An 18,688-nucleotide genomic window follows, 5' to 3' on the forward strand; every position below is an offset into this window, starting at 1 on the left:
CGCCCCGGCCCGACGGCCCCCGTCGACCAAGGGCACCGAGGAGTCGTATGGAAGCCCTGCTCAGCCAGCTGCCGATCGGCCTCAGCATCGCCGCCGTCCTGATGCTCGTCGCACTCGGCCTGACGTTCACCTTCGGCCAGATGGGCGTGATCAACATGGCCCACGGCGAGTTCATGATGGCGGGCGCCTACACGGCGTACGTCCTGCAGGACTGGACCGGGCGGCAGGCGGTCCTGGTCGCCCTGCCCGTCGCGTTCGCCGTCGCCGGCGCGATGGGCCTGCTCCTGGAGCGGGCGGCGATCCGCCACTTCTACGGACGGCCGCTCGACACCCTGCTCCTCACCTGGGGGGTCAGCCTCGTCCTCCAGCAGCTCGCCCGCGACGTCTTCGGCGCGCCCAACGTCCAGGTGCGCGCCCCCGAATGGCTCGGCGGGGGCGTGCGGATCTTCGGCTCGCAACTGCCCTACACGCGCCTGTTCATCCTCGTCCTCGCGGCGGTGTCGGTCCTGGCGATCTGGACCTACCAGAGCTGGACGCGGCAGGGCCGCCGGATGCGGTCGGTGATGCAGAACCGCCAGCTCGCCGCGTGCAGCGGCGTCAACACCGGCCGGGTCGACCAGCTCACGTTCTTCATCGGCTCCGGCGTCGCCGGGATCGCCGGCGTCGCGCTGACGCTGATCGGCCCCATCGGCCCCAACCTCGGCACCTACTACATCGTGGACGCGTTCCTGGTCGTGGTCGCGGGCGGCCTCGGCCGGCTGCGCGGCGCCGTCCTCGCGGCGCTGGCCCTCGGCCTGCTCAACTCCTACGCCGAGTTCTGGACGGACGCGAGCCTGGCCAAGGTGATCGCCTTCGGGGCGATCGTGGTGTTCCTGCAGGCCCGCCCGCAGGGCCTGTTCGTCCTGCGCACCCGGACGCTGACATGACGGCCCGGTGGCGCGGGATCGCGCTCTTCACCGCCGCGGCGCTGCTGGTCCTCGTGGTCGCGCCCGCCGTCCTGGACCCGTTCCGGCTCGGCCTGCTCGCCAAGTACCTGTGCTTCGCCATCGCCGCGCTCGGCATCGGGCTGGCCTGGGGCCAGGGCGGCATGCTCACCCTCGGCCAGGGCGTGTTCTTCGGCCTGGGCGGCTACTCGATGGCCATGTACCTGAAGCTCCATGACGCGGGGCCGGGCAACCTGCCCGACTTCATGGTGTGGAGCGGGGTGGAGCGGCTGCCGCTGCTGTGGAAGCCGTTCTCCAACCCGGTGTTCGCCATCGCCGCGGCGGTGGCCGTCCCGGCGGCGGCCGCGGTGATCCTCGGCCTCCTGGTGTTCCGGCAGCGGGTGCGCGGCGCCTACTTCGCGATCCTCAGTCAGGCGCTCGCCGCCGCCTTCGTGATCTGGCTGGTGGGCCAGCAGGGCCTCACCGGCGGGACCAACGGGCTCACGCACTTCTACGACGTCTTCGGCCGCGACCCCGAGGAGGACGGCTCCAAGCGCGCCTTCTACTTCGTGGTGGCCCTCGTGCTCGGCGCCCTCTACCTGCTGTGCCGCCAGCTGGTGAAGAGCCGCTTCGGCCGGCTGCTCGTCGCGGTGCGCGACGGCGAGGACCGGGTCCGGTTCCTCGGCTACAACCCGGCCACCGTCAAGACCGTGGCGTTCGCGTCGTCGGCGGCGATGGCGGGCATCGCCGGGGCGCTGTACGTGCCGGTCGTCGGGATCATCTCGCCGTCGCTGCTCGGGGTCGTCCCGTCGATCGAGCTCGTGGTCGCGGTGGCCATCGGCGGGCGGTTCTCGCTGGCCGGCGCGGCGCTCGGCGGGGTGCTGCTCAACTGGGCGCACACCACGTTCAGCGAGCAGTACCCGAGCGGCTGGGTCTACCTGCAGGGTCTGATGTTCATCTTCGTGATCATGCTGGCGCCGGGCGGTGTCGCCGGGGCCGTGCGGTGGGCCGGCGAAGCCCTCGCCCGGCGCCGCGGGGCGGCCGCTCCGCCGCCCGAGCCCGCGCCGGCCGCCGCGACGGGAGAAAGGGAGGCGGTCGCACCGTGAGCGCGCTGCTGGAGATCCGCGGGCTGGAGGTCGTCTTCGGCGGCTTCCGGGCCCTCGACGGCGTCGACCTCACCGTCGAGCAGGGCGAGCTGCGCTTCCTCATCGGCCCCAACGGGGCCGGGAAGACCACCCTGATCGACGTGATCACCGGCCTGGCCCGGCCCGCGGGAGGATCGGTGACCTACGCCGGCGCCTCCCTGGTGGGACGGCCGGAGCACCGGATCGTGCGGCTCGGGATCGGCCGGACATTCCAGACCTCCGTGGTGTTCGAGGAGCTCACCGTCCTGGAGAACATCGACCTCGCCGCCTCCTTCCGCCGCCCGCTGGCCGCGCTGCTCCGGCAGCGGCGCGGCACGTCGGAGGTGGTGGCGGCCACGCTGGAGCGGATCGGGCTCGCCGGCCTGGCGGACCGTCCCGCCGGGGTGCTGTCGCACGGCCAGCGGCAGTGGCTGGAGATCGGCATGCTGATCGCGCAGCGGCCGAAACTGCTGCTGCTGGACGAGCCCGTCGCGGGCATGAGCCAGGACGAGCGCGAGCGGACGGGCGAACTGCTCACCGAGATCGCCAAGGACCACACGGTCGTCGTCGTGGAGCACGACATGGAGTTCCTCCGGCGGTACGCGTCCCAGGTGACCGTCCTGCACGAAGGCAAGGTGCTGGTGGAGGGGGACGTGGCCGCCGTCCAGGCCGACCCCCGGGTCCAGGAGGTCTATCTCGGCCGGTCGCGCGAGGAGAAGGCGGTATGAGCATGCTTCAGGTGAGCGGGCTGCAGGCCGCCTACGGCCGGTCGCAGGTGCTGTTCGGAGTGGACCTGACCGTCGGCCCCGGCGAGCTGGTCACCGTCATGGGCCGCAACGGCGTGGGGAAGACCACGCTGCTCAACGCGATCATGGGCGTGCTGACCCCGACCGCGGGCACGGTCACCCTCGACGGCACCGATGTGACGCGCATGCGCACGTACCAGCGCGTCCGGCTGGGCATGGGCTACGCCCCGCAGGGGCACGAGACGTTCCCCCAGCTCACGGTCTGGGAGAACCTCCAGGTGACGTTGGAGGCCACCGGACGGCGCGACCGGTCCGCCATCGACGACGCCCTGGAGGTCTTTCCGCGCCTGACCGGCCTGCTGAAGCGCCGGGCCGGCTTCCTGTCGGGCGGTCAGCAGCAGCAGCTGGCGATCGCCCGGGCCCTGGTGACCCGGCCGCGCATCCTGATCCTGGACGAGCCGACGGAGGGCATCCAGCCGTCGATCATCCGTGAGATCGAGGAGGCCGTCGAACGGCTGCACAAGGAGCACGACCTCGCCGTCCTGCTCGTGGAGCAGTACCTCGACCTGGCCCTCCGCCTCGCCGACGCGTTCGTGATCCTCGACGGCGGCACCGTCCGGCACTCCGGAAGCGCCGCCGACCTGCACGACGACAAGGTCAAGCACCTCCTCGCCGTCTGAACCCCGGCGGCGAGGACGGCGGCGTCCAGCGGGGCTCCGGCCCCGCCGGGGCCGTTGACGACTTATGTGGTGGATGAGTGTTTTTGTGGTCCCTGTAGTGATTCTTCCTGATCGGCTGTTGATTTCGAAATACGCACCATTTTCGCAGGCCGGCTGGGTAAGGTGGTGCGCCATCGTGACGGCGTGCGGGGAATGAGGCGATCGTGGCTGGGGCCGATGTGCTGCGAAGGGGGAATCTCCTCCCTCACACCGCCGCTCTCGTCGGACGGCACGCCGAGCTGACCGAGGTCAAAGGGCTGTTCGGCACCGGGCGCATGGTGACGGTGACCGGGGTCGGCGGCGTCGGCAAGACGCGGGTCGCGCTGGAGGCGGCGCGGGAACTGGAGGACCGGTTCCCGGACGGCGCATGGGTGGTGCCCCTGTCGGGCCTGCGCGAGGGCTCGCTCGTGGGCCATGCCATCGCCCGCGCCCTGCGGATCGTCGACCAGACCGCGCGTCCGCGGCTCGACGTCCTCGCCGATCATCTGTCCCGCAGACGGCTGCTGCTGGTGCTGGACACCTGCGAGCATCTCAGGGCCGCCTGTGCGGGCGTGGCCGAGGTCCTGCTGAACGCGGCGCCCGGTTTATGCGTGCTGACCACGAGCCGGCAGGCCCTCGGCGTCCACGGTGAGCACGTGCTGGAACTCGCCCCGCTGGAGACGCCGGACCTGGAGGCCGCTCCGGCGGACACGGCGGCGCGGCCCCCGGCGGTCGCCCTGTTCGAGGAGCGCGCGGCATCGGCCACGGGCGGCTTCGCCGTCGGCGACGACAACTGGCGCACCGTCGTGCGGCTGTGTCGTCGGCTGGAGGGAATTCCCCTGGCCCTGGAACTCGCCGCCGGCCAGTTGCGGCGGTTCTCCCTGGACCAGTTGTCGGACGGGCTGGACGACCGGTTCGAAATGCTGGTGGACGGCGCCGCGGCCGCGTCCGATGGTGCGTCGCGGCACGACGCACTACGGACGACGGTCGGCTGGAGCCATGAGTTGTGCACGCGCCAGGAACGGCTCCTGTGGGCCCGGCTGTCGGTATTCGCCGGGGATTTCGATCAGCGCGCGGTCGAGCACGTGTGCGGCGACGGCGTACTGCCCGCGGACCGCGTCTCGCTGACGCTGGCCGGGCTGGTCGACAAATCGATCCTTTCACGGGCCGGCGACGGAGTGAACGCGCGGTACCGGCTTCTGGACACCCTGCGCGAGTACGGCGCGGAATGGCTCGACGAACTGGGCGAGCGGCAGAGTGTGCGCGAGCGGCACCGCGACTGGTATCTGCGGCTGGTCCGGCAATGGGAGCGGGAGTGGTTCGGCGCCGAGCAGGAGGAGATCTTCAGACGGATGCTCGGTGAGCACGCCAATGTGAGCGCGGCCCTGGACTACTGCCTCGGCACCCCCAGTGAGACGCAGACCGGCCTCTGGATGGCCGGGGCGCTGTGCTTCTACTGGGTGGGGTGCGGTTTCCTCGCCGAAGGCAGGTACTGGCTGGACCGGGCACTCGCCGTCGACGCCGGCCCGACCCCGATCCGCGCCAAGGCCCTCTGGGTGAACGGCTACATCGCCATCAAGCAGGGCGAGACCGGGGCCGCGACCGAGCTGCTGGAGGCCGGCCGAGCAGAGGCCGAGCGAACCGGCGACCCGGTCGCGTCGGCCAACGCGGTCCATCGGCTGGGCTGTGTCGCCCTGGTGACGGACGACCACGAGCGAGCGGCCACCCTGTTCAAGGACGCGCTCGCGGCCTACGACTCCCTCGGGGAGCTCGACACCAGCGTGATCATGGCGCGCGCCGAGTACGCCATGACGGTCGCGTTCCAAGGGGACCTGCCCTCCGCCGTCGAGCTGTGCGAAGAGGTCCGCGCGATCTGCGAGGAGCACGGCGAGCGGTGGGTCAGGGCCTACGCGCTCTACGTCCTGGCCTTCGCGGCCTGGACCGGCGGCCGGGCCGAGGAGGCGACCCGCCTCGCCCGGGCGTGCGTGAACATCAGCCGGACGTTCCACGACCTGGTGTGCGCCGTGCTGGGCATCGAACTCCTCGCCCTGTTCCGCGCGGCCGGCGGCCGTCCCGGGGACGCCGCGGCCATGCAGGGGGCGGCCGCAAGGATCTGGCGGACGGTAGGGCTCCCGCTGTTCGGTTCCGCGTACTTCAACGCCCCGCACAGTGAAGGGGAGCAACGTGCTCGGCAGGCTTTGGGCGACGAGACCTACGAACGCCTCTTCGAACAGGGCACGGCCCTCGGTCTCGACGAGGCCGTCGCCTTCGCGATGGGCGAGCGCCCGGACTCCCTCCCGCTCGCGGCGGCCTCCGAGCGCCGCCGCTGAGATCCCCGTAGCAGCGCCCGTACCGCACCCGCGAGGAGGAAGACCATGACGCAGGCCCGTGAGCATGCCGTCGTCATCGGCGGCAGCCTGATGGGGCTGCTGGCGGCACGGATCCTCGCCGACCACTTCGCCCAGGTCACCGTGATCGAGCGCGACCGTCTCGCGGAGGCCGTCGCGTCCCGACCCGGCCTGGGGCAGGCCCGGCACCTCCACGTGCTCTGGAGCCGCGGACTGGAGATCGCCGAGCAGCTGTTCCCCGGGCTGGAGAAGGAGCTGCTCGCCGCGGACGTCCCGGAGGTCCGGGTCCCCGCGGACATGCTGTGGCTGACCTCCGCCGGATGGCGGCGCCGGTTCGAGTCGACCCGCCTGCTGACCTTCAGCCGGGACCTCCTCGACTGGACGGTGCGCGCCCGGCTGGCCAAGACCGGGACGGTCCGGATGCTCGGGGGCCACGAGGTGACCGGGCTGCTGGCCGAGGCCGGGGCCGTCACCGGCGTCGAGGTGCGGGAGCGCGGGACGACCGCGCCCGGTGAGCCGCTCACCGCGGACCTGGTCGTCGACGCCACCGGGCGCTCCTCCAAGACCCCCGCGTGGCTGGAGGGGCTCGGCTATCCCGCCGTCCGGCAGACCCTGATCAACCCCCTGCTGGGATACGCCAGCCGCACCTACACCATCCCCTCCGGGTTCGACCCCGGCTGGAAGGCGCTCTACCTCCAGGCCGACCCCCCGCACGGCACGCGCACCGGCGCGCTGTTCCCCCAGGAGGGCGGACGGTGGATCGTCAGCCTCTTCGGCGTCGGGGAGGACTACCCGCCCAACGAGGACGACGGCTTCCTGGAGTTCGCCAAGAGCCTGCGCAGCCCGGTGCTCTACGAGGCGATCCGCGACGCCGAGCCGCTCACGCCCGTCGTCAGCTACCGGCGCACCGCCAACCTCCGCCGCCACTACGAGCGGATGCGGAGGTGGCCGAGGCGGTTCCTGGTCGCGGGCGACGCGCTGTGCGCCTTCAACCCGCTGTACGGCCAGGGAATGACCGTCGCGGCGAAGTCCGCGCTGACGCTGGACGCGTGCCTGCGGTCGGACGGGGACCTCGACAGGCTGGCGCGGCGCTTCCACCGCAAGGTGATCAAGAACGCCACCGGCCCGTGGCTGGTGGCCACGGGGGAGGACCTGCGGTACAGCACCACCGAAGGCGCCACGGCCGGCGTCCAGACCAAGATCCTCAATCGCTACGTGGACCGGGTCCAGTCCCTCGCCAACGTCGACCCGCGGGTCTGCGACCGGTTCATCGACGTGCTGTCGCTCACCGCCCAGCCCCAGTCGCTGTTCCTGCCGGGAGTGCTGCTGCGCGCCGCCACCGCGCGCGTCCGCCCGGCGGCCGGACCCGACCACCTCATCCCGTGAGCGGGACGCGACCCGGCGCGCGGGGAGCGCGCGATGCCACTGCCGCCGCGGCTGCCGCCGCGACTGCCACTGCCCCTGCCCGCGGAGGTGGGAGGTGACCGTTGAGCGACCTGCCTCGAGTTCGACGGTGCTGCGCATCATCCTCGGCGCCCAGCTGCGCCGCCTGCGGGAGGCGTCCGGGCTGAGCCGCCAGGAGGCCGGTGACCGCATCCGGAGCTCGGAGTCGAAGATCAGCCGGCTGGAACTCGGCCGGGTGAGCTTCAAGGAACGGGACGTGGCCGATCTGCTCACCCTCTACGGCGTGGCCGACGAGGGCGAGCGCGACGCGATCCTGGAGAAGGCGCGCGAGGCGAACACGCCGGGCTGGTGGCACCGCTACCACGACGTCCTGCCCCACTGGTTCCAGACCTATGTGGGGCTCGAAGCGTCGACGTCGCTCATCCGGACGTACGAGATCCAATTCGTCCCCGGCCTGCTGCAGACCCCCGATTACGCCCGCGCGGTCATTCGCCTCGGGAATCCGGACGCCTCCGCCGCCGAGATCGATCACCGGGTCGAACTGCGGATGCGCCGCCAGGAGCGGCTCTCCATGCCCGACGCCGCCCGGCTGTGGGTCGTCATAGACGAGACGGCGCTGCGCCGGCCCCTCGGAGGCCACGAGACGATGCGGGGCCAGCTCGAGCACCTCATCGTCATGTGCGCGCAACCGAACACCACGGTCCAGGTCATGCCGTTCCGTTTCGGGGGCCACGTCGCGGAGGGCGGCGCCTTCACCGTCCTGCGCTTCCCCGAGCCCGAGGTGCCGGACGTGGTCTACCTGGAGAACCTCACCGGCGCGCTGTATCTGGACAAGCCGGAGGAGACCGAGAGCTATCTCAGGGCGATGGAGCGGCTGTGCGTGGAGAGCGCCACGCCGGAGTCCACCCCCGAGGTCCTCACGGGCCTTCTTCGGACGGAGTACGGAACGCCGACCACGACCTTCGCGCAGCACGGCGGAACAGTGCGCACGCAGAGCTCCCGGCTTCCGGCGGCGCCCCGGCTCAGAAGCGATTTCCATGCCGTCCTGCCCACGTCCTTCGGCACCAGGATCCTGATCGGGGACGTGCTGGGGACGGGCGAGCCGGCCCGGCGGACGGCGGACGCCGCGCTCGGCGGCTTCCGGCGGCTGGCTCCCGGCGAGCCGACCCTGCCGGGCTTGGCCGACCGGATGCACTCGCTCCTCGCCCCGATGGCGGAGGACGGCGAATTCGTCACCGCTCTGCTGCTCACCCTCCGCGAGGACACCGCCGAAATGGTGTGCTGCGGGGGCCCGCCGCCGCTGCTGATCAGAGAGGGCCGGGTGCTTCCGGTCGAGGCCCTGCCCAGCTATCCGCCGCTGACCCTGCTCGACGCCGGCGGCCAATGGCCCGAGACCACGACCGTGCCGCTCCGCCACAATGACCGGCTCCTGCTGCACCCCCACGGCCCGATACAGACGCGCCACGAGCAGGGCCACGCCGATTCACTGGCGGAACGGGCCGCCGCGCTGTGCGCGGACGACCCGGCCAAGACGCTGGAGAGCATTCAGGCCGATCTGCTCGACCACGCCGTGGGCGCCCTCCGCCTCCCGCCGACGCTCCTGCTGGCGCACCTCGAACGGCATGCTCCGCGACCCGAGACCGAACCGGCGGTGGCGCACTGGACGGTGCGGCCGGATGAATGACCGCGCTGCTCAGAAACCGGCCACCCGGAACCCGGGCGGGCGCTACCTTCGGACGGTGCCCTCGCCCTGGTCCGACGAACACGCGGGTTTTCAAAGATGGTCCGAGGCGCGACGCCGCGCCCGAACCTGCGCACCGCGGCGGAGGTCGAAGCGCTGATGGCGGGCGTGGACCTGCTCCCTCCCGGCCTGGTGCCGCTTCACCGGTGGCGCCCCCGCACCGCCGTGCCGGAGACGGGCCCCGCTCGATCCGGGCCATTCAAGAAGGTCCATTCCAGAGGCTCGCCCCTGTCGGCGGTGTCGCCGGACGACTGCGCCAGGACTTCGTGGACGCCCAGCGCGATGTAGACCGCTTTCGCGATGAGCGGGAAATGGATCAGCGTGTAGGCGTCGCGGGCGATCTGGGCGCGGCGCGTCCCGTGCGCGCGTTCGAGGGCCTGCTCGGCGGCGTCCGCCATCCTCGAGAAATAGAGCAGCCACAGGCATGCGTATGTGCGCCCGCCGGTCAGCGGACGCCGCCGTCGCGGCAGCGTGTCGGCCCCCATACGCCGGTGGCCTGGGCGGTCCGCCGTGCCGTGCGGCGTTCACCACTGCGTCCCCGTCTGCCCGCCGCCGGACGAGGATTACGATGAGCGCCGAGGCGCTGGGCGCCGCGCTGTCCTGGAGGTCGCCGACCCGCTTCCCGCCCCCTGCTCCACGCACGCGTCATGCACATCGGGAGACGACCAATGGAGCCGACCGAGCTCTCCGCCCTGCACCTGGCCCGCCTCATCCGCAGCGGACAGGTGAGCGCGCGCGACGTCGTCGAGGCGCACATCGCCGTTATGCGGCGCATCCAGCCGCGGATCAACCCGCTGGCCGCCGAACGCTACGACCGGGCCCGCGCCGAAGCGGACGCCGCCGACGCGAAGAGAGCCGCCGCCGCCACCCCGGACGCGCTGCCGCCCCTGCTCGGCGTGCCCTGCACCATCAAGGAGTCGCTGGCGCTGACCGGCATGCCGAACTCGGCCGGACTGGTGTCCCGCCGCGGTGTCCGAGCCGAAGGGAACGCCCCGGTCGTCCAGCGGATCCTGGACGCGGGCGCGATCCCGCTGGGCGTCACCAACACCGCGGAACTGTGCATGTGGATCGAGACCGACAACCGCCTCTACGGCCGGACCGGAAATGCCTACGATCCCCGGCGGACGGCGGGCGGGTCGTCCGGCGGCGAGGGCGCCGCGATCGGATCGGGCGCCGCGCCGTTCGGCCTCGGCTCCGACCTCGCCGGATCGATCCGGTTGCCGGCCTTCTTCAACGGCGTCTTCGGCCACAAGGCCACCGCGGGACTCGTCCCGAACACGGGCGAGTTCCCCTCCGGCCCTCCGCGCGAGGGACGGCTCGTGTCCAAGGGGCCCCTCGCCCGGCGCGCCGAGGACCTCATGCCGATCCTGCGGATCATCGCCGGCCCGGACGGCCGCGACGACTTCGTCCGCCCCCTGTCCCTCGGCGACCCGGCCGCCGTCTCCTTCACCGGCCTCCGCGTCCTCGTCAGCGAGAAGTTCACCCGCATGCGGCTCGACCCGAAGCTGCTGGCCGCACGGGAGCGGGCCGCCGGGGCGCTGGCCGCCGCCGGGGCGAAGGTGGCCTCCGTGGAACTGCGCGACCTGCGGCGCGCCGCGGTCCTGTACCTCGCCGCCCTCGACGAGGTCACCGACGAAGGACTGCAGGACGTGATCACCGCCAACGGCTCCGCGCCCGTCACCGTGCGCACGGCGCTGCGCCGAGGGGGGCCGCACACGCTGCCCACCCTCCTGCAAGTGTTCGCCGAACGGGTTCCCGCGTCCGAGCGCGCCCGCACGCGGGCACTGGCCGCCGGAAACGCCCTCGTCGACGAGATGGCGGGGATGATCGGCGACGGCGTACTGCTGCACCCGCCCTACCCGGTGCCCGCCCCGCGCCACGGCGCGACCGTGCGCCGGCCGTTCGCGCTCATGACCACGGCGGTGTTCAACCTGCTGGGCGTGCCCGCCACCGTCGTACCCCTGGGCCTCGGCCCGGACGGGCTTCCGCTCGGCGTCCAGGTCGCCGCGGCCCCGAGGAACGACCACCTCACCATCGCTGTCGCCCTCGAACTCGAACGCGCACTCGGCGGCTGGACCCCGCCACGATGACCACCGTGCGGTTCCTCGTTCCCGGCCGGCCGACGAGGGGCGTGTCGACGAGGTGCTCGGCCACACGCGGGGGCCTTCGGAGAGGCGCGCGACGGGTGAGCGCTGGACCTACCGGGCCGAGAGATACATCCTGACGTGATCGAGCGCCATGTCGAGCGCGATCTCCATGGGCGTGACGTCGTGGGCGGCCTGGGCCAGCAGGTAGCCCCCTTGCAGCGCCGCCATCAGCCCGATCGCGAGCTTCCGAGGGTCGGCGCCGGCGGCGAGAGTCCCGGCGTCCTGCATGCGGCGCAGGCCCGCCTCGATGAGGTCCTCCCACTCCTCGAAGGTCTCCGCGAGGGCGATGCGAGCAACCTCGTCCTGGTCGGAGACCTCTCCGGCGATCGAACCGATGACGCAGCCGTACGCACCCTTCCGCAGGGCGTTGCGCTGGACGATCGCGTCCCTCCACCGAACCAGGCCGTTGAACGATCTGAGGCGCCGCAGCGCGACCTGCTCGCGCTCCATGATCTGTTCCGAGCGGAGCCGGACCACCGCGCGGACCAGCTGCTCCTTGTCCGCGAAGTGGTTGTAGAGCTGGGATTTGCTCGTGCCGCTCGCGGCGCGGACATCGTCCAGAGTGGTCGCGCTGACCCCTCGCACGTACATGAGGTCGGCCGCGGCCTCGATGATGCGCCGCCTCGTCGCCGCGCCGCGAGGTGTCAGCCTCGGCCCCTGTTCGGTCCTTTCCGCCCCGGTCACGAACGCAAGGCTACCGGGCCGTCCCCGGTCGACTCGGGCAAGCGCGGCATGGGACGCCCACCGGCGGCCGACAGGTGCGGCGTTCCTCCGAACCGGGTCCCGGCCGCGCCTCAGGAGCGCACGCGGATGATCGTCTTCCCCTTGCGCCGTTCGGTCGGGTTGAGGGCGGCCACGGCGTCGTCGAGGGGCGCGACGTCGCCGATGTTCGTGCGCAGTCGTCCGTCACGCACCCGCTGGACGATCTCCGCCAGTTGCGCGCGATCGGACTCGACGACGAAGTCGATCGCCAGGCCGCCGGCGGGCCGTGCCTCGGGCGGTCCGACGACGGTCACCAGCGTTCCTCCCGCGCCGATCAGGCCGGCGGACCGCTTCTGGACGTCGCCGCCGATGACGTCGAACACGAGGTCGACGGGGCCGACGTCCTCCAGCGCGTCGGCTTCGAGGTCGACGAACTCGGCCGCGCCGAAGTCGAGCGCCTTCTGACGGTCGGCGGCACGGCCGGTGCCGATGACGTAGGCGCCGAACTCACGTGCGAGTTGCGTCACCATCGACCCGACCGCGCCGGCGGCACCGTGCGCGAGGACGCTCTGCCCCGCCTGGAGGCGGCCGTGCTGGAACAGTCCCTGCCACGCGGTCAGGCCTGAGATCGGCAGGCTCGCTCCCACCGTGAAGTCGACGTCGCCCGGCAGGGGCGCGAGGTTGCGCGCCTCGACGGCCGTGAATTCGGCCAGGGTGCCGTCGCGGTGCCAGTCGGTGAGGCCGAACACCCGCTGTCCCACGGACAGGCCCGTCGTGCCGTAGCCGAGGGCGGTGACCACTCCGGCCAGTTCGTGCCCGAGGATCGACGGTGTCCGGTCACGGTCGCGGCGATCGGTCCAGGTCGAGGGCCACTCCAACTCGGTCGGGACGAATCCCGACGCATGCACCCGGACGATGACGTCGTTTATCGCCGCCGGCGGCTCGGGCCGCTCCGCAAGCGTCATCCCGGCCGTCCCCGCGGCCTCGTCCGTCACCACGATCGCCTTCATCAGACGTCCCCTCCCGATCCAGTCCTTGCCTGCACGACATCCCGCTTCAATCCCGCTTCACCGGCGTCGGTCTCCCCGCGGGCACGGGGGCCTCCGCGGCCCCACCGGCGGCAGTTGCTCCATATCGGACAGTCGGTCGCTAATGGAGGAACGCAGCCGGACGACCTCGAACTTAGTCAGGGCGGAACTGGTCGGTCAAGTCCACTTTGGACGGTTAGACCCAAGCTTGATCTGAACCAACTCCGGACTTGCCGCACGAAAGCGGTCGAGTGGTGCGCTGGGGTCGCACCGTGCCTCGACGGCGAACCGGGCACACGTTCCAGTGTTGACCTGCGTACTTGCTGTGGGCGCGCGACAAGTCGGTCGCGTCCGGGGGGCGGGATCGATCCGAGTAGGGTCATCGGACATCGGAGCGCCCCACTTGACCTCGGGATTGCTCAAACTTGATTAGGACTATGCAGTCCACTTCTGGTTCATGAGGGGTGGATGCGGCAGAGCTCGTCCGCCACGGCACCTGCCGTGGCGGGTTGCGCCGCGAGGCGGCGGCGACGGCTGGTATGCCGGAACGTGGCACTAACGTGCTGGACCTTCAAGTCCACCTCTCATGATGATCTGGCATGCGAGCGCCGCCTCCTAGGAGCTGAAGCTCGGTGTCTCTGTCCGGCCGACTCCCGCCAGAACTTGGGTGATAGATCGTCTTGGGTGTCGTGCGGCACCGAGGTCTCCCGGACGTGCCTCAGTCCGGGCTGTATGCTCAGATGGACTTTTCAGTCCATCTGGCCGGGAATACAATCCGGCCGCGGAGTGTCTGTACAGGTGCGTCCAGGTGCGCTTCACCTGGTTTCCCACCTTCACGCCGCTAGGCCGGGAAGGGAGAGCTGTGCCCCGGCAGACCCAGTACCACAAGAGCCCCGAAGCCGTTTCGCGGCTCGATCCGGAGCAGTACCGCGTGACCCAGCAGGACGGCACCGAGCGTCCGTTCGCCAACGCCTACTGGGACAACCACGAGCCCGGCATCTACGTCGACGTCGTGTCCGGCGAGCCGCTGTTCGCGTCCGCCGACAAGTACGACAGCGACACCGGCTGGCCGAGCTTCACGAAGCCGATCGCGGGCACGAACGTCGTCGAGCGCGAGGACTCCGGCTACGGGATGATCCGGACGGAGGCCCGCTCGCTGCACGGGGACAGCCACCTCGGCCACGTCTTCCCCGACGGCCCCGCTGACAGGGGCGGCCTGCGCTACTGCATCAACTCCGCGTCGTTGCGGTTCATTCACCTCGACGACCTGGAGAGGGAAGGGTACGGCGAGTACCGCACCCTGTTCACGGGTGACGCCGACGACAAGTAAGGAGACCACGTGACCACGGAGAAGGCGATCCTCGCCGGCGGCTGCTTCTGGGGCATGGAGGAGCTGTTCCGCAGGCAGCCCGGCGTCGTGTCCACCCGCGTCGGGTACAGCGGCGGCGACGTGCCGAACGCCACCTACCGCGACCACGGCACCCACGCGGAGTCCATCGAGGTCGTCTACGACCCCGAGAAGACCGACTTCAGGACGCTGCTCGAGTTCTTCTTCCAGATCCACGACCCTTCGACGAAGAACCGCCAGGGGAACGACATCGGCACCGGCTACCGCTCGGCGATCTTCTACACCGGCGACGAGCAGAAGCGGGTCGCCGAGGACACGATCGCCGACGTCGACGCCTCGGGTCTGTGGTCCGGGAAGGTCGTCACCGAGGTCGCCCCGGCAGGTGACTTCTGGGAGGCGGAGCCCGAACACCAGAACTACCTGCAGAGGTATCCGAACGGCTACACCTGCCACTTCCCCCGCCCCGGGTGGAAGCTCCCGAAGCGGGCGACGGCCTGACGCCGGCGGACCCGGCGCCATGAGGTAAGGGACGGGGGAGCAGGGGCCGGGACGTCCGGTGGGGGAGCGGGCCGGTCAGGCCTTGCGGAGCCGGCCGATGATGCCCTCGAGGTCTCGGCGGAGCATGCCCTCGCGGAGGACGTGACCGCCGGGCTCCTCGTGCCATTCGTGCGGGATCCCGGCCTCGCCGAGGCGGGCGCGGAACTCGCGCTGGCCGGCGAGCACCTGGGTCTCCTGGACGTAGTCGGCCCAGCTCACCGGGTCGGGGCTGGTCCCGGCGACCAGGAAGATCCGCTTGTTGCGGTAGCTGGGGATGCGCTCCACCGGGTTGTCGGCGCTGACCCTGGCCTCGTCCCACAGCGGCGCCCCGTACACGGTGCCGCCCGCCAGGTCGATGGCCGCGGAGGTGACGTTCGCCCAGTGCACGACGAGGCCCGCGTCGCGGCGCAGGCTCGCGGGACCGGAATGGGCGCTGACGGACGCGAAGTGGCCGTAGTACTTCGCCGCGTACTTCAGCGCGCCGAAGCCGCCCATGGAGAATCCGGAGACCGCACGCCCGTCGTATTCGGCATAGGTGCGGAAGTTCGCGTCGATCCATGGCAGGAGCTGGGCGATGTGGAACGTCTCCCAGTTGCGGGGGCCGGCATTCGACGAGACGGGATTGCCGTACCAGCCGGCGTGCCCCCCGTCGGGCATGACGATGATGACGGGCATTCCGACGGTCATGGGGCGGATGCCCCAGCGGTCGAAGGTGATGAAGTCCTGGTCGAGGCCGCCGCCATGGAACAGGTACAGGACGGGATAGCGCCGCCCGCTCGAGTAGTCGCTGGGGAGCAGGACGTTGACCCCGGGGTCCCACCCGATCGCGTCGGTGGCGAAACGGTAGTACTTCATGCGCGGGTCGCCCTCGTCGCGGTCGACGATCCGCAGCCCGAACCCGTCGCCGGCCGCGTGGGCGGCGGTCGCGGACCCGATGACGCCCGCGCCGCCGAGCGCGGCCGCGGCGGTCGCGCCGCCGGCGGTTCTGAGCAGCTGCCGGCGGGAGATGTTCGACTGGCTCACCCGGACCTCCTGGTAGGGGATCTCATCGCTGGAAAGGAAAGTCGGCGCCCTTCCGGGGCGTGCCGGCATCCGCCGCCCTTCGGCTCCTCCGGCCGCGGTCCGGCGTCGGTGCGCAGGAGGCGAATCAGCACGCAGTGGATGGTAAGAGCCCCGAGAACGGAAAGCCGCAGGGGTATTCGAGCCCAGTCGAAATCCCCTCGTGACAGGCGCTGCCTAACCTTCGGGTGATGGGCGGCGTCCTACGCATCCACTTCAGCGACCGCGATTTCCGGCACGTGCAGCTCGCCAGATCCGCCGATCCGGTATGGGAGGCGTTCCTGGGTCTCCACGTCCTCGCCACGTCCCTGTCCCGGCTGCCCCGGCGGCTCCACCCGTGGCGGCGCCGCGCACTCCAGCGGCTGCGGGACGACGACCTGCGCGCGGCGTCCCGGCTCCTGCGTGACCTGGCGCCCGCCGACGCCGCCTACTTCCCCGACTTCCTGACCCCCGCCGAGTCGCAGGAGGGGATGGCGGCCGCCCTGCGGACGCTGCGCGGCACGCCCGGAGCCCGGCTGTCCCGCGAGATGCGCCGGGCCGCGCGGTACCGGACGCTCCCCGGCTGGACCCGCCGGCTCGCCTCGGGCGACCGCGCCCTTCTCGACCAGGTCGCCGACGCCGTCCTGCACTTCCACACCCGGCTGATCGCGCCCGACTGGAGCGAGGTCGAGGCCACCGTCGCCGCCGACCGGGAGAGGCGGATGGAGGCCCTGGAGGGCGGCATGGCGGCGATGCTGGAGACCCTCACCCCGTTCGCATGGCGGGACCCGGTGCTCACCGCGCCGTACCCGGTGGACGCCGACCTGCACCTGCTCGGACGCGGCGTCCGGCTGGTCCCGTCCTACTTCTGCCACACCGCGCCGATCGCCCTCGCCGACCCCAGCCTGCCGCCGGTCGTGGTCTACCCGGTCCGCTGCGGACCGCGGGCGGACGGGACCGCCGTGCCGCACGCGGACGCCCTGGCCGCCCTCCTGGGCACCGGCCGGGCCCGGGTGCTCGGCGCCCTGGCGATCGGGTTCACCACCGGGTCCATCGCCGTCCGCCTGGGCATGCCCGCGTCCACGGTCAGCGGCCACCTGAAGGTGCTCCGCGACGCGGGTCTGGTGCACAGCGAACGCGACGGCGCCCACGTCATACATCGCCTGACCAGCCGGGGCCGGCACCTCTTGAGACCTCCCTGACCGTCCGGGCCGGGCTGAGCGAGCTCCCGGAACGAGGGGCGGACCCGTCGGCGGTGGATCCGCCCCTTTTCGTTTGTGACAAGGCACTCCGGTCGCGGCGTCTGTAGGGACGGAAGCGACGGACGACGCGAGGAAGGCCCGATGGCCAAAGATCCGCAGGGATTTCATGAGTTCGCCGCGGCGCGCGGCGCCGCGTTGTTCCGCACCGCCTGCCTGTTGTGCGGGGACCGGCACCTGGCCGAGGACCTGGTGCAGACGACCCTCGGAAAGCTGTACGCGTCGTGGCGCCGCGTGCAGCGCGCCGACAACCCCGCCGCCTACGCGCGGACGGTGCTGATGCGCACCTACATGTCGCACGTGCGCAAGCAGAGCAACCAGGAGACGCCGTCGCGGCGGCTGCCCGAGACCGCCGCCGCCGACGCCGACCAGGCGCTGCGGATGACGCTGCTGGACGGCCTCGCGCGGCTTCCCCCGCAGGACCGCGCCGTGCTGGTCCTGCGGTACTGGGAGGACATGAGCGTGCAGGACGTGGCGTCCGCGCTGCGGCTGAGCGGCGGTGCGGTGCGCAACCGCAGCATGCGGGCGCTGGGCAGGCTCCGCGAAGCGCTGGGCGAGGAGTTCGAGGAGCTCATCCGATGACGCGGGAGGGGAACACCGGGATGCACGGGGAAGCGGGAACGAACGCGGTGGAGGACCGGCTGGCCGAGGCGATGCGCCGCACCGCCGAAGGACTGGAGCCGCCGCTGGACGACCTTGTCGGCGGGGGCCTCGCGCGGGGGCGGCGGCGCCGGCTCCGCAACCGTGCGAGCATCGCCGCCTCGGCGGCCACGGCGGCGGCCGTCGCCGCGGGCGCGCTGGTCGTGGTCGGCGCCGGCGGGAACGGGACCGTTCCGCCGCGGGCGCCCGCCGTCCGGCTGGTGGGCGCGGCAGAGGTCCTGGGCAAGGCCGCGCGGACGGCGGAGGCGCGCCCGACCGTCACGCCGCGCCCCGGCCAGTGGTGGTACACCAAGGCGGTCGAGATGGGCCCCACCGCCGAGCACGGCCCCAAGCCGCACTACTCGGAGAACTGGATCAAGCTGGACGGCACGCGGGAGGCGGGCCTGCTGAACGGCAAGCTGGTGTTCTTCCACCACACGGGCCAGGGGGCCAAGAGCGCCAGGGCCGAAACCGACCGCCTGATGTCGCTGCCCAGCGACCCCGGGAAGCTGCGCGCCCTGGTCTACGAGAACGTGGACGCCACACTCGCCCAGGACCGGATGATCAAGGATCGGGACGGTCAGGCCTTCCGTGACGCCGCCCAGATGCTGTGGGACGCCCCGGTCACCATGCCGCCCGCGACGCAGGCCGCCCTCTACCGGGTGCTGGCCGCGATCCCCGGCGTCCAGATCCAGCGGAACGCCGAGGACGGCGCGGGGCGGCCCGCCATCGCGCTGTCCCACGGGTTCGGCGAGCAGTTCCTGCTGGACCCGTCCACCTACCAGATGGTCGCGCAGCGGACGGTCAACACCGGCCACAACGCCCCGATCTCCAGGACCAAGGGCAAGGACCCCCGCTACGACGTCCCCGTGGGGACCGTCATGTACTCCCTCACCCGCGTGGTCACCAAGCTCGTCGACCGGGCCGGCCAGCGGTAAACGGAAGGTCCTCCCGCGCGTGGCAGGAGGAGCAGCGTGATCTGCGCCGGTGGCGGCCGTGGCGGCGG

Annotated in this window: 17 protein-coding genes and 2 pseudogenes; 15 read left to right on the forward strand and 4 right to left on the reverse strand. The window is 71.8% G+C overall.

The window, feature by feature from the left end; all coding sequences use genetic code 11:
* The first annotated feature begins 47 nt into the window (after window positions 1-47).
* From urtB to SM611_RS27045, 9 genes and pseudogenes are all read left to right on the forward strand, one after another.
* A complete protein-coding gene (urtB, locus tag SM611_RS27005) occupies window positions 48-926 on the forward strand; it encodes an urea ABC transporter permease subunit UrtB (protein ID WP_371952905.1) in 879 nt (292 codons plus the stop codon).
* Entirely contained in the window at window positions 923-2,029 is a 1,107-nt protein-coding gene (urtC, locus tag SM611_RS27010) for an urea ABC transporter permease subunit UrtC (protein ID WP_371952907.1), read from the forward strand. Before urtB ends, urtC begins: the two co-directional genes overlap by 4 nt.
* Window positions 2,026-2,775: an urea ABC transporter ATP-binding protein UrtD gene (urtD, locus tag SM611_RS27015; RefSeq protein ID WP_371952909.1), complete on the forward strand. Its 750-nt coding sequence runs from the start codon at window positions 2,026-2,028 to the stop codon at window positions 2,773-2,775. The genes urtC and urtD overlap by 4 nt, the downstream gene beginning before the upstream one ends.
* Window positions 2,772-3,473, forward strand: coding sequence for an urea ABC transporter ATP-binding subunit UrtE (gene urtE / locus SM611_RS27020; RefSeq protein WP_504230286.1), 702 nt, complete (start codon window positions 2,772-2,774; stop codon window positions 3,471-3,473). Before urtD ends, urtE begins: the two co-directional genes overlap by 4 nt.
* A 203-nt stretch (window positions 3,474-3,676) precedes the next feature.
* Window positions 3,677-5,821: an ATP-binding protein gene (locus SM611_RS27025; protein WP_371952910.1), complete on the forward strand. Its 2,145-nt coding sequence runs from the start codon at window positions 3,677-3,679 to the stop codon at window positions 5,819-5,821.
* 45 nt (window positions 5,822-5,866) lie between these two features.
* Window positions 5,867-7,225, forward strand: coding sequence for an NAD(P)/FAD-dependent oxidoreductase (locus SM611_RS27030; protein WP_371952912.1), 1,359 nt, complete (start codon window positions 5,867-5,869; stop codon window positions 7,223-7,225).
* 94 nt (window positions 7,226-7,319) lie between these two features.
* Window positions 7,320-8,177, forward strand: a pseudogene (locus SM611_RS27035) (Sco1979 family transcriptional regulator); the annotation flags it as partial.
* A gap of 48 nt (window positions 8,178-8,225) precedes the next feature.
* On the forward strand, window positions 8,226-8,927 hold the full coding sequence (locus tag SM611_RS27040; RefSeq protein ID WP_504230288.1) for a SpoIIE family protein phosphatase: 702 nt from the start codon (window positions 8,226-8,228) through the stop codon (window positions 8,925-8,927).
* 96 nt (window positions 8,928-9,023) lie between these two features.
* The gene (locus SM611_RS27045) at window positions 9,024-9,272 is read left to right on the forward strand and encodes an SAM-dependent methyltransferase (RefSeq protein ID WP_371952914.1); all 249 of its coding nucleotides are present in this window, start codon (window positions 9,024-9,026) and stop codon (window positions 9,270-9,272) included.
* On the opposite strand, the pseudogene SM611_RS27050 reads toward SM611_RS27045, so the two are convergent.
* A pseudogene (locus SM611_RS27050) lies at window positions 9,224-9,469 on the reverse strand (low temperature requirement protein A); the annotation flags it as partial. The gene SM611_RS27045 and the pseudogene SM611_RS27050 sit on opposite strands and share 49 nt — an antisense overlap.
* A gap of 183 nt (window positions 9,470-9,652) precedes the next feature.
* Here SM611_RS27050 and SM611_RS27055 point away from each other — a divergent pair.
* Window positions 9,653-11,074 carry an amidase gene (locus SM611_RS27055; RefSeq protein WP_371952916.1) on the forward strand — a complete coding sequence of 474 codons (1,422 nt, stop codon included), beginning with the start codon at window positions 9,653-9,655 and terminating at the stop codon, window positions 11,072-11,074.
* A gap of 108 nt (window positions 11,075-11,182) precedes the next feature.
* Here SM611_RS27055 and SM611_RS27060 read toward each other — a convergent pair whose 3' ends face one another.
* Entirely contained in the window at window positions 11,183-11,815 is a 633-nt protein-coding gene (locus tag SM611_RS27060) for a TetR/AcrR family transcriptional regulator (RefSeq protein WP_371952917.1), read from the reverse strand.
* 110 nt (window positions 11,816-11,925) lie between these two features.
* Window positions 11,926-12,843 (reverse strand): NADP-dependent oxidoreductase, encoded by a 918-nt coding sequence (locus tag SM611_RS27065; protein WP_371952918.1) that lies wholly within the window; start codon window positions 12,841-12,843, stop codon window positions 11,926-11,928.
* A gap of 880 nt (window positions 12,844-13,723) precedes the next feature.
* Between SM611_RS27065 and msrB the strand changes: the two genes are divergently transcribed.
* Both msrB and msrA read left to right on the forward strand, forming a co-directional pair.
* On the forward strand, window positions 13,724-14,191 hold the full coding sequence (msrB, locus tag SM611_RS27070; protein WP_371952920.1) for a peptide-methionine (R)-S-oxide reductase MsrB: 468 nt from the start codon (window positions 13,724-13,726) through the stop codon (window positions 14,189-14,191).
* Window positions 14,192-14,200: 9 nt separating this feature from the next.
* The gene (msrA, locus tag SM611_RS27075; RefSeq protein WP_371952922.1) at window positions 14,201-14,707 is read left to right on the forward strand and encodes a peptide-methionine (S)-S-oxide reductase MsrA; all 507 of its coding nucleotides are present in this window, start codon (window positions 14,201-14,203) and stop codon (window positions 14,705-14,707) included.
* Window positions 14,708-14,782: 75 nt separating this feature from the next.
* Here msrA and SM611_RS27080 read toward each other — a convergent pair whose 3' ends face one another.
* A complete protein-coding gene (locus SM611_RS27080; protein ID WP_371952923.1) occupies window positions 14,783-15,769 on the reverse strand; it encodes an alpha/beta hydrolase in 987 nt (328 codons plus the stop codon).
* Window positions 15,770-15,996: 227 nt separating this feature from the next.
* On the opposite strand from SM611_RS27080, the gene SM611_RS27085 reads away from it, so the two are divergent.
* From SM611_RS27085 to SM611_RS27095, 3 genes are all read left to right on the forward strand, one after another.
* Window positions 15,997-16,986 (forward strand): ArsR/SmtB family transcription factor, encoded by a 990-nt coding sequence (locus tag SM611_RS27085; RefSeq protein ID WP_371952925.1) that lies wholly within the window; start codon window positions 15,997-15,999, stop codon window positions 16,984-16,986.
* A 141-nt stretch (window positions 16,987-17,127) separates the two neighbouring features.
* Window positions 17,128-17,625, forward strand: coding sequence for a SigE family RNA polymerase sigma factor (locus SM611_RS27090; protein WP_371952926.1), 498 nt, complete (start codon window positions 17,128-17,130; stop codon window positions 17,623-17,625).
* Window positions 17,622-18,620, forward strand: coding sequence for a CU044_5270 family protein (locus SM611_RS27095; protein WP_371952928.1), 999 nt, complete (start codon window positions 17,622-17,624; stop codon window positions 18,618-18,620). Before SM611_RS27090 ends, SM611_RS27095 begins: the two co-directional genes overlap by 4 nt.
* The last annotated feature ends 68 nt before the right edge of the window (window positions 18,621-18,688 follow it).

Origin of the sequence: Actinomadura monticuli (genome assembly GCF_041463655.1) — a bacterium.
GTDB classification, from domain to species: domain Bacteria; phylum Actinomycetota; class Actinomycetes; order Streptosporangiales; family Streptosporangiaceae; genus Spirillospora; species Spirillospora monticuli.

Bases quoted from the DNA above. Each gene is read 5' to 3' on its own strand.
- urtB (WP_371952905.1), top strand. From the start codon at position 48: ATGGAAGCCCTGCTCAGCCAGCTGCCGATCGGCCTCAGCATCGCCGCC.
- urtC (WP_371952907.1), top strand. From the start codon at position 923: ATGACGGCCCGGTGGCGCGGGATCGCGCTCTTCACCGCCGCGGCGCTG.
- urtE (WP_504230286.1), top strand. From the start codon at position 2,772: ATGAGCATGCTTCAGGTGAGCGGGCTGCAGGCCGCCTACGGCCGGTCG.
- SM611_RS27030 (WP_371952912.1), top strand. From the start codon at position 5,867: ATGACGCAGGCCCGTGAGCATGCCGTCGTCATCGGCGGCAGCCTGATG.
- SM611_RS27045 (WP_371952914.1), top strand. From the start codon at position 9,024: ATGGTCCGAGGCGCGACGCCGCGCCCGAACCTGCGCACCGCGGCGGAG.
- SM611_RS27055 (WP_371952916.1), top strand. From the start codon at position 9,653: ATGGAGCCGACCGAGCTCTCCGCCCTGCACCTGGCCCGCCTCATCCGC.
- SM611_RS27065 (WP_371952918.1), bottom strand. From the start codon at position 12,843: ATGAAGGCGATCGTGGTGACGGACGAGGCCGCGGGGACGGCCGGGATG.
- SM611_RS27085 (WP_371952925.1), top strand. From the start codon at position 15,997: ATGGGCGGCGTCCTACGCATCCACTTCAGCGACCGCGATTTCCGGCAC.
- SM611_RS27090 (WP_371952926.1), top strand. From the start codon at position 17,128: ATGGCCAAAGATCCGCAGGGATTTCATGAGTTCGCCGCGGCGCGCGGC.
- SM611_RS27095 (WP_371952928.1), top strand. From the start codon at position 17,622: ATGACGCGGGAGGGGAACACCGGGATGCACGGGGAAGCGGGAACGAAC.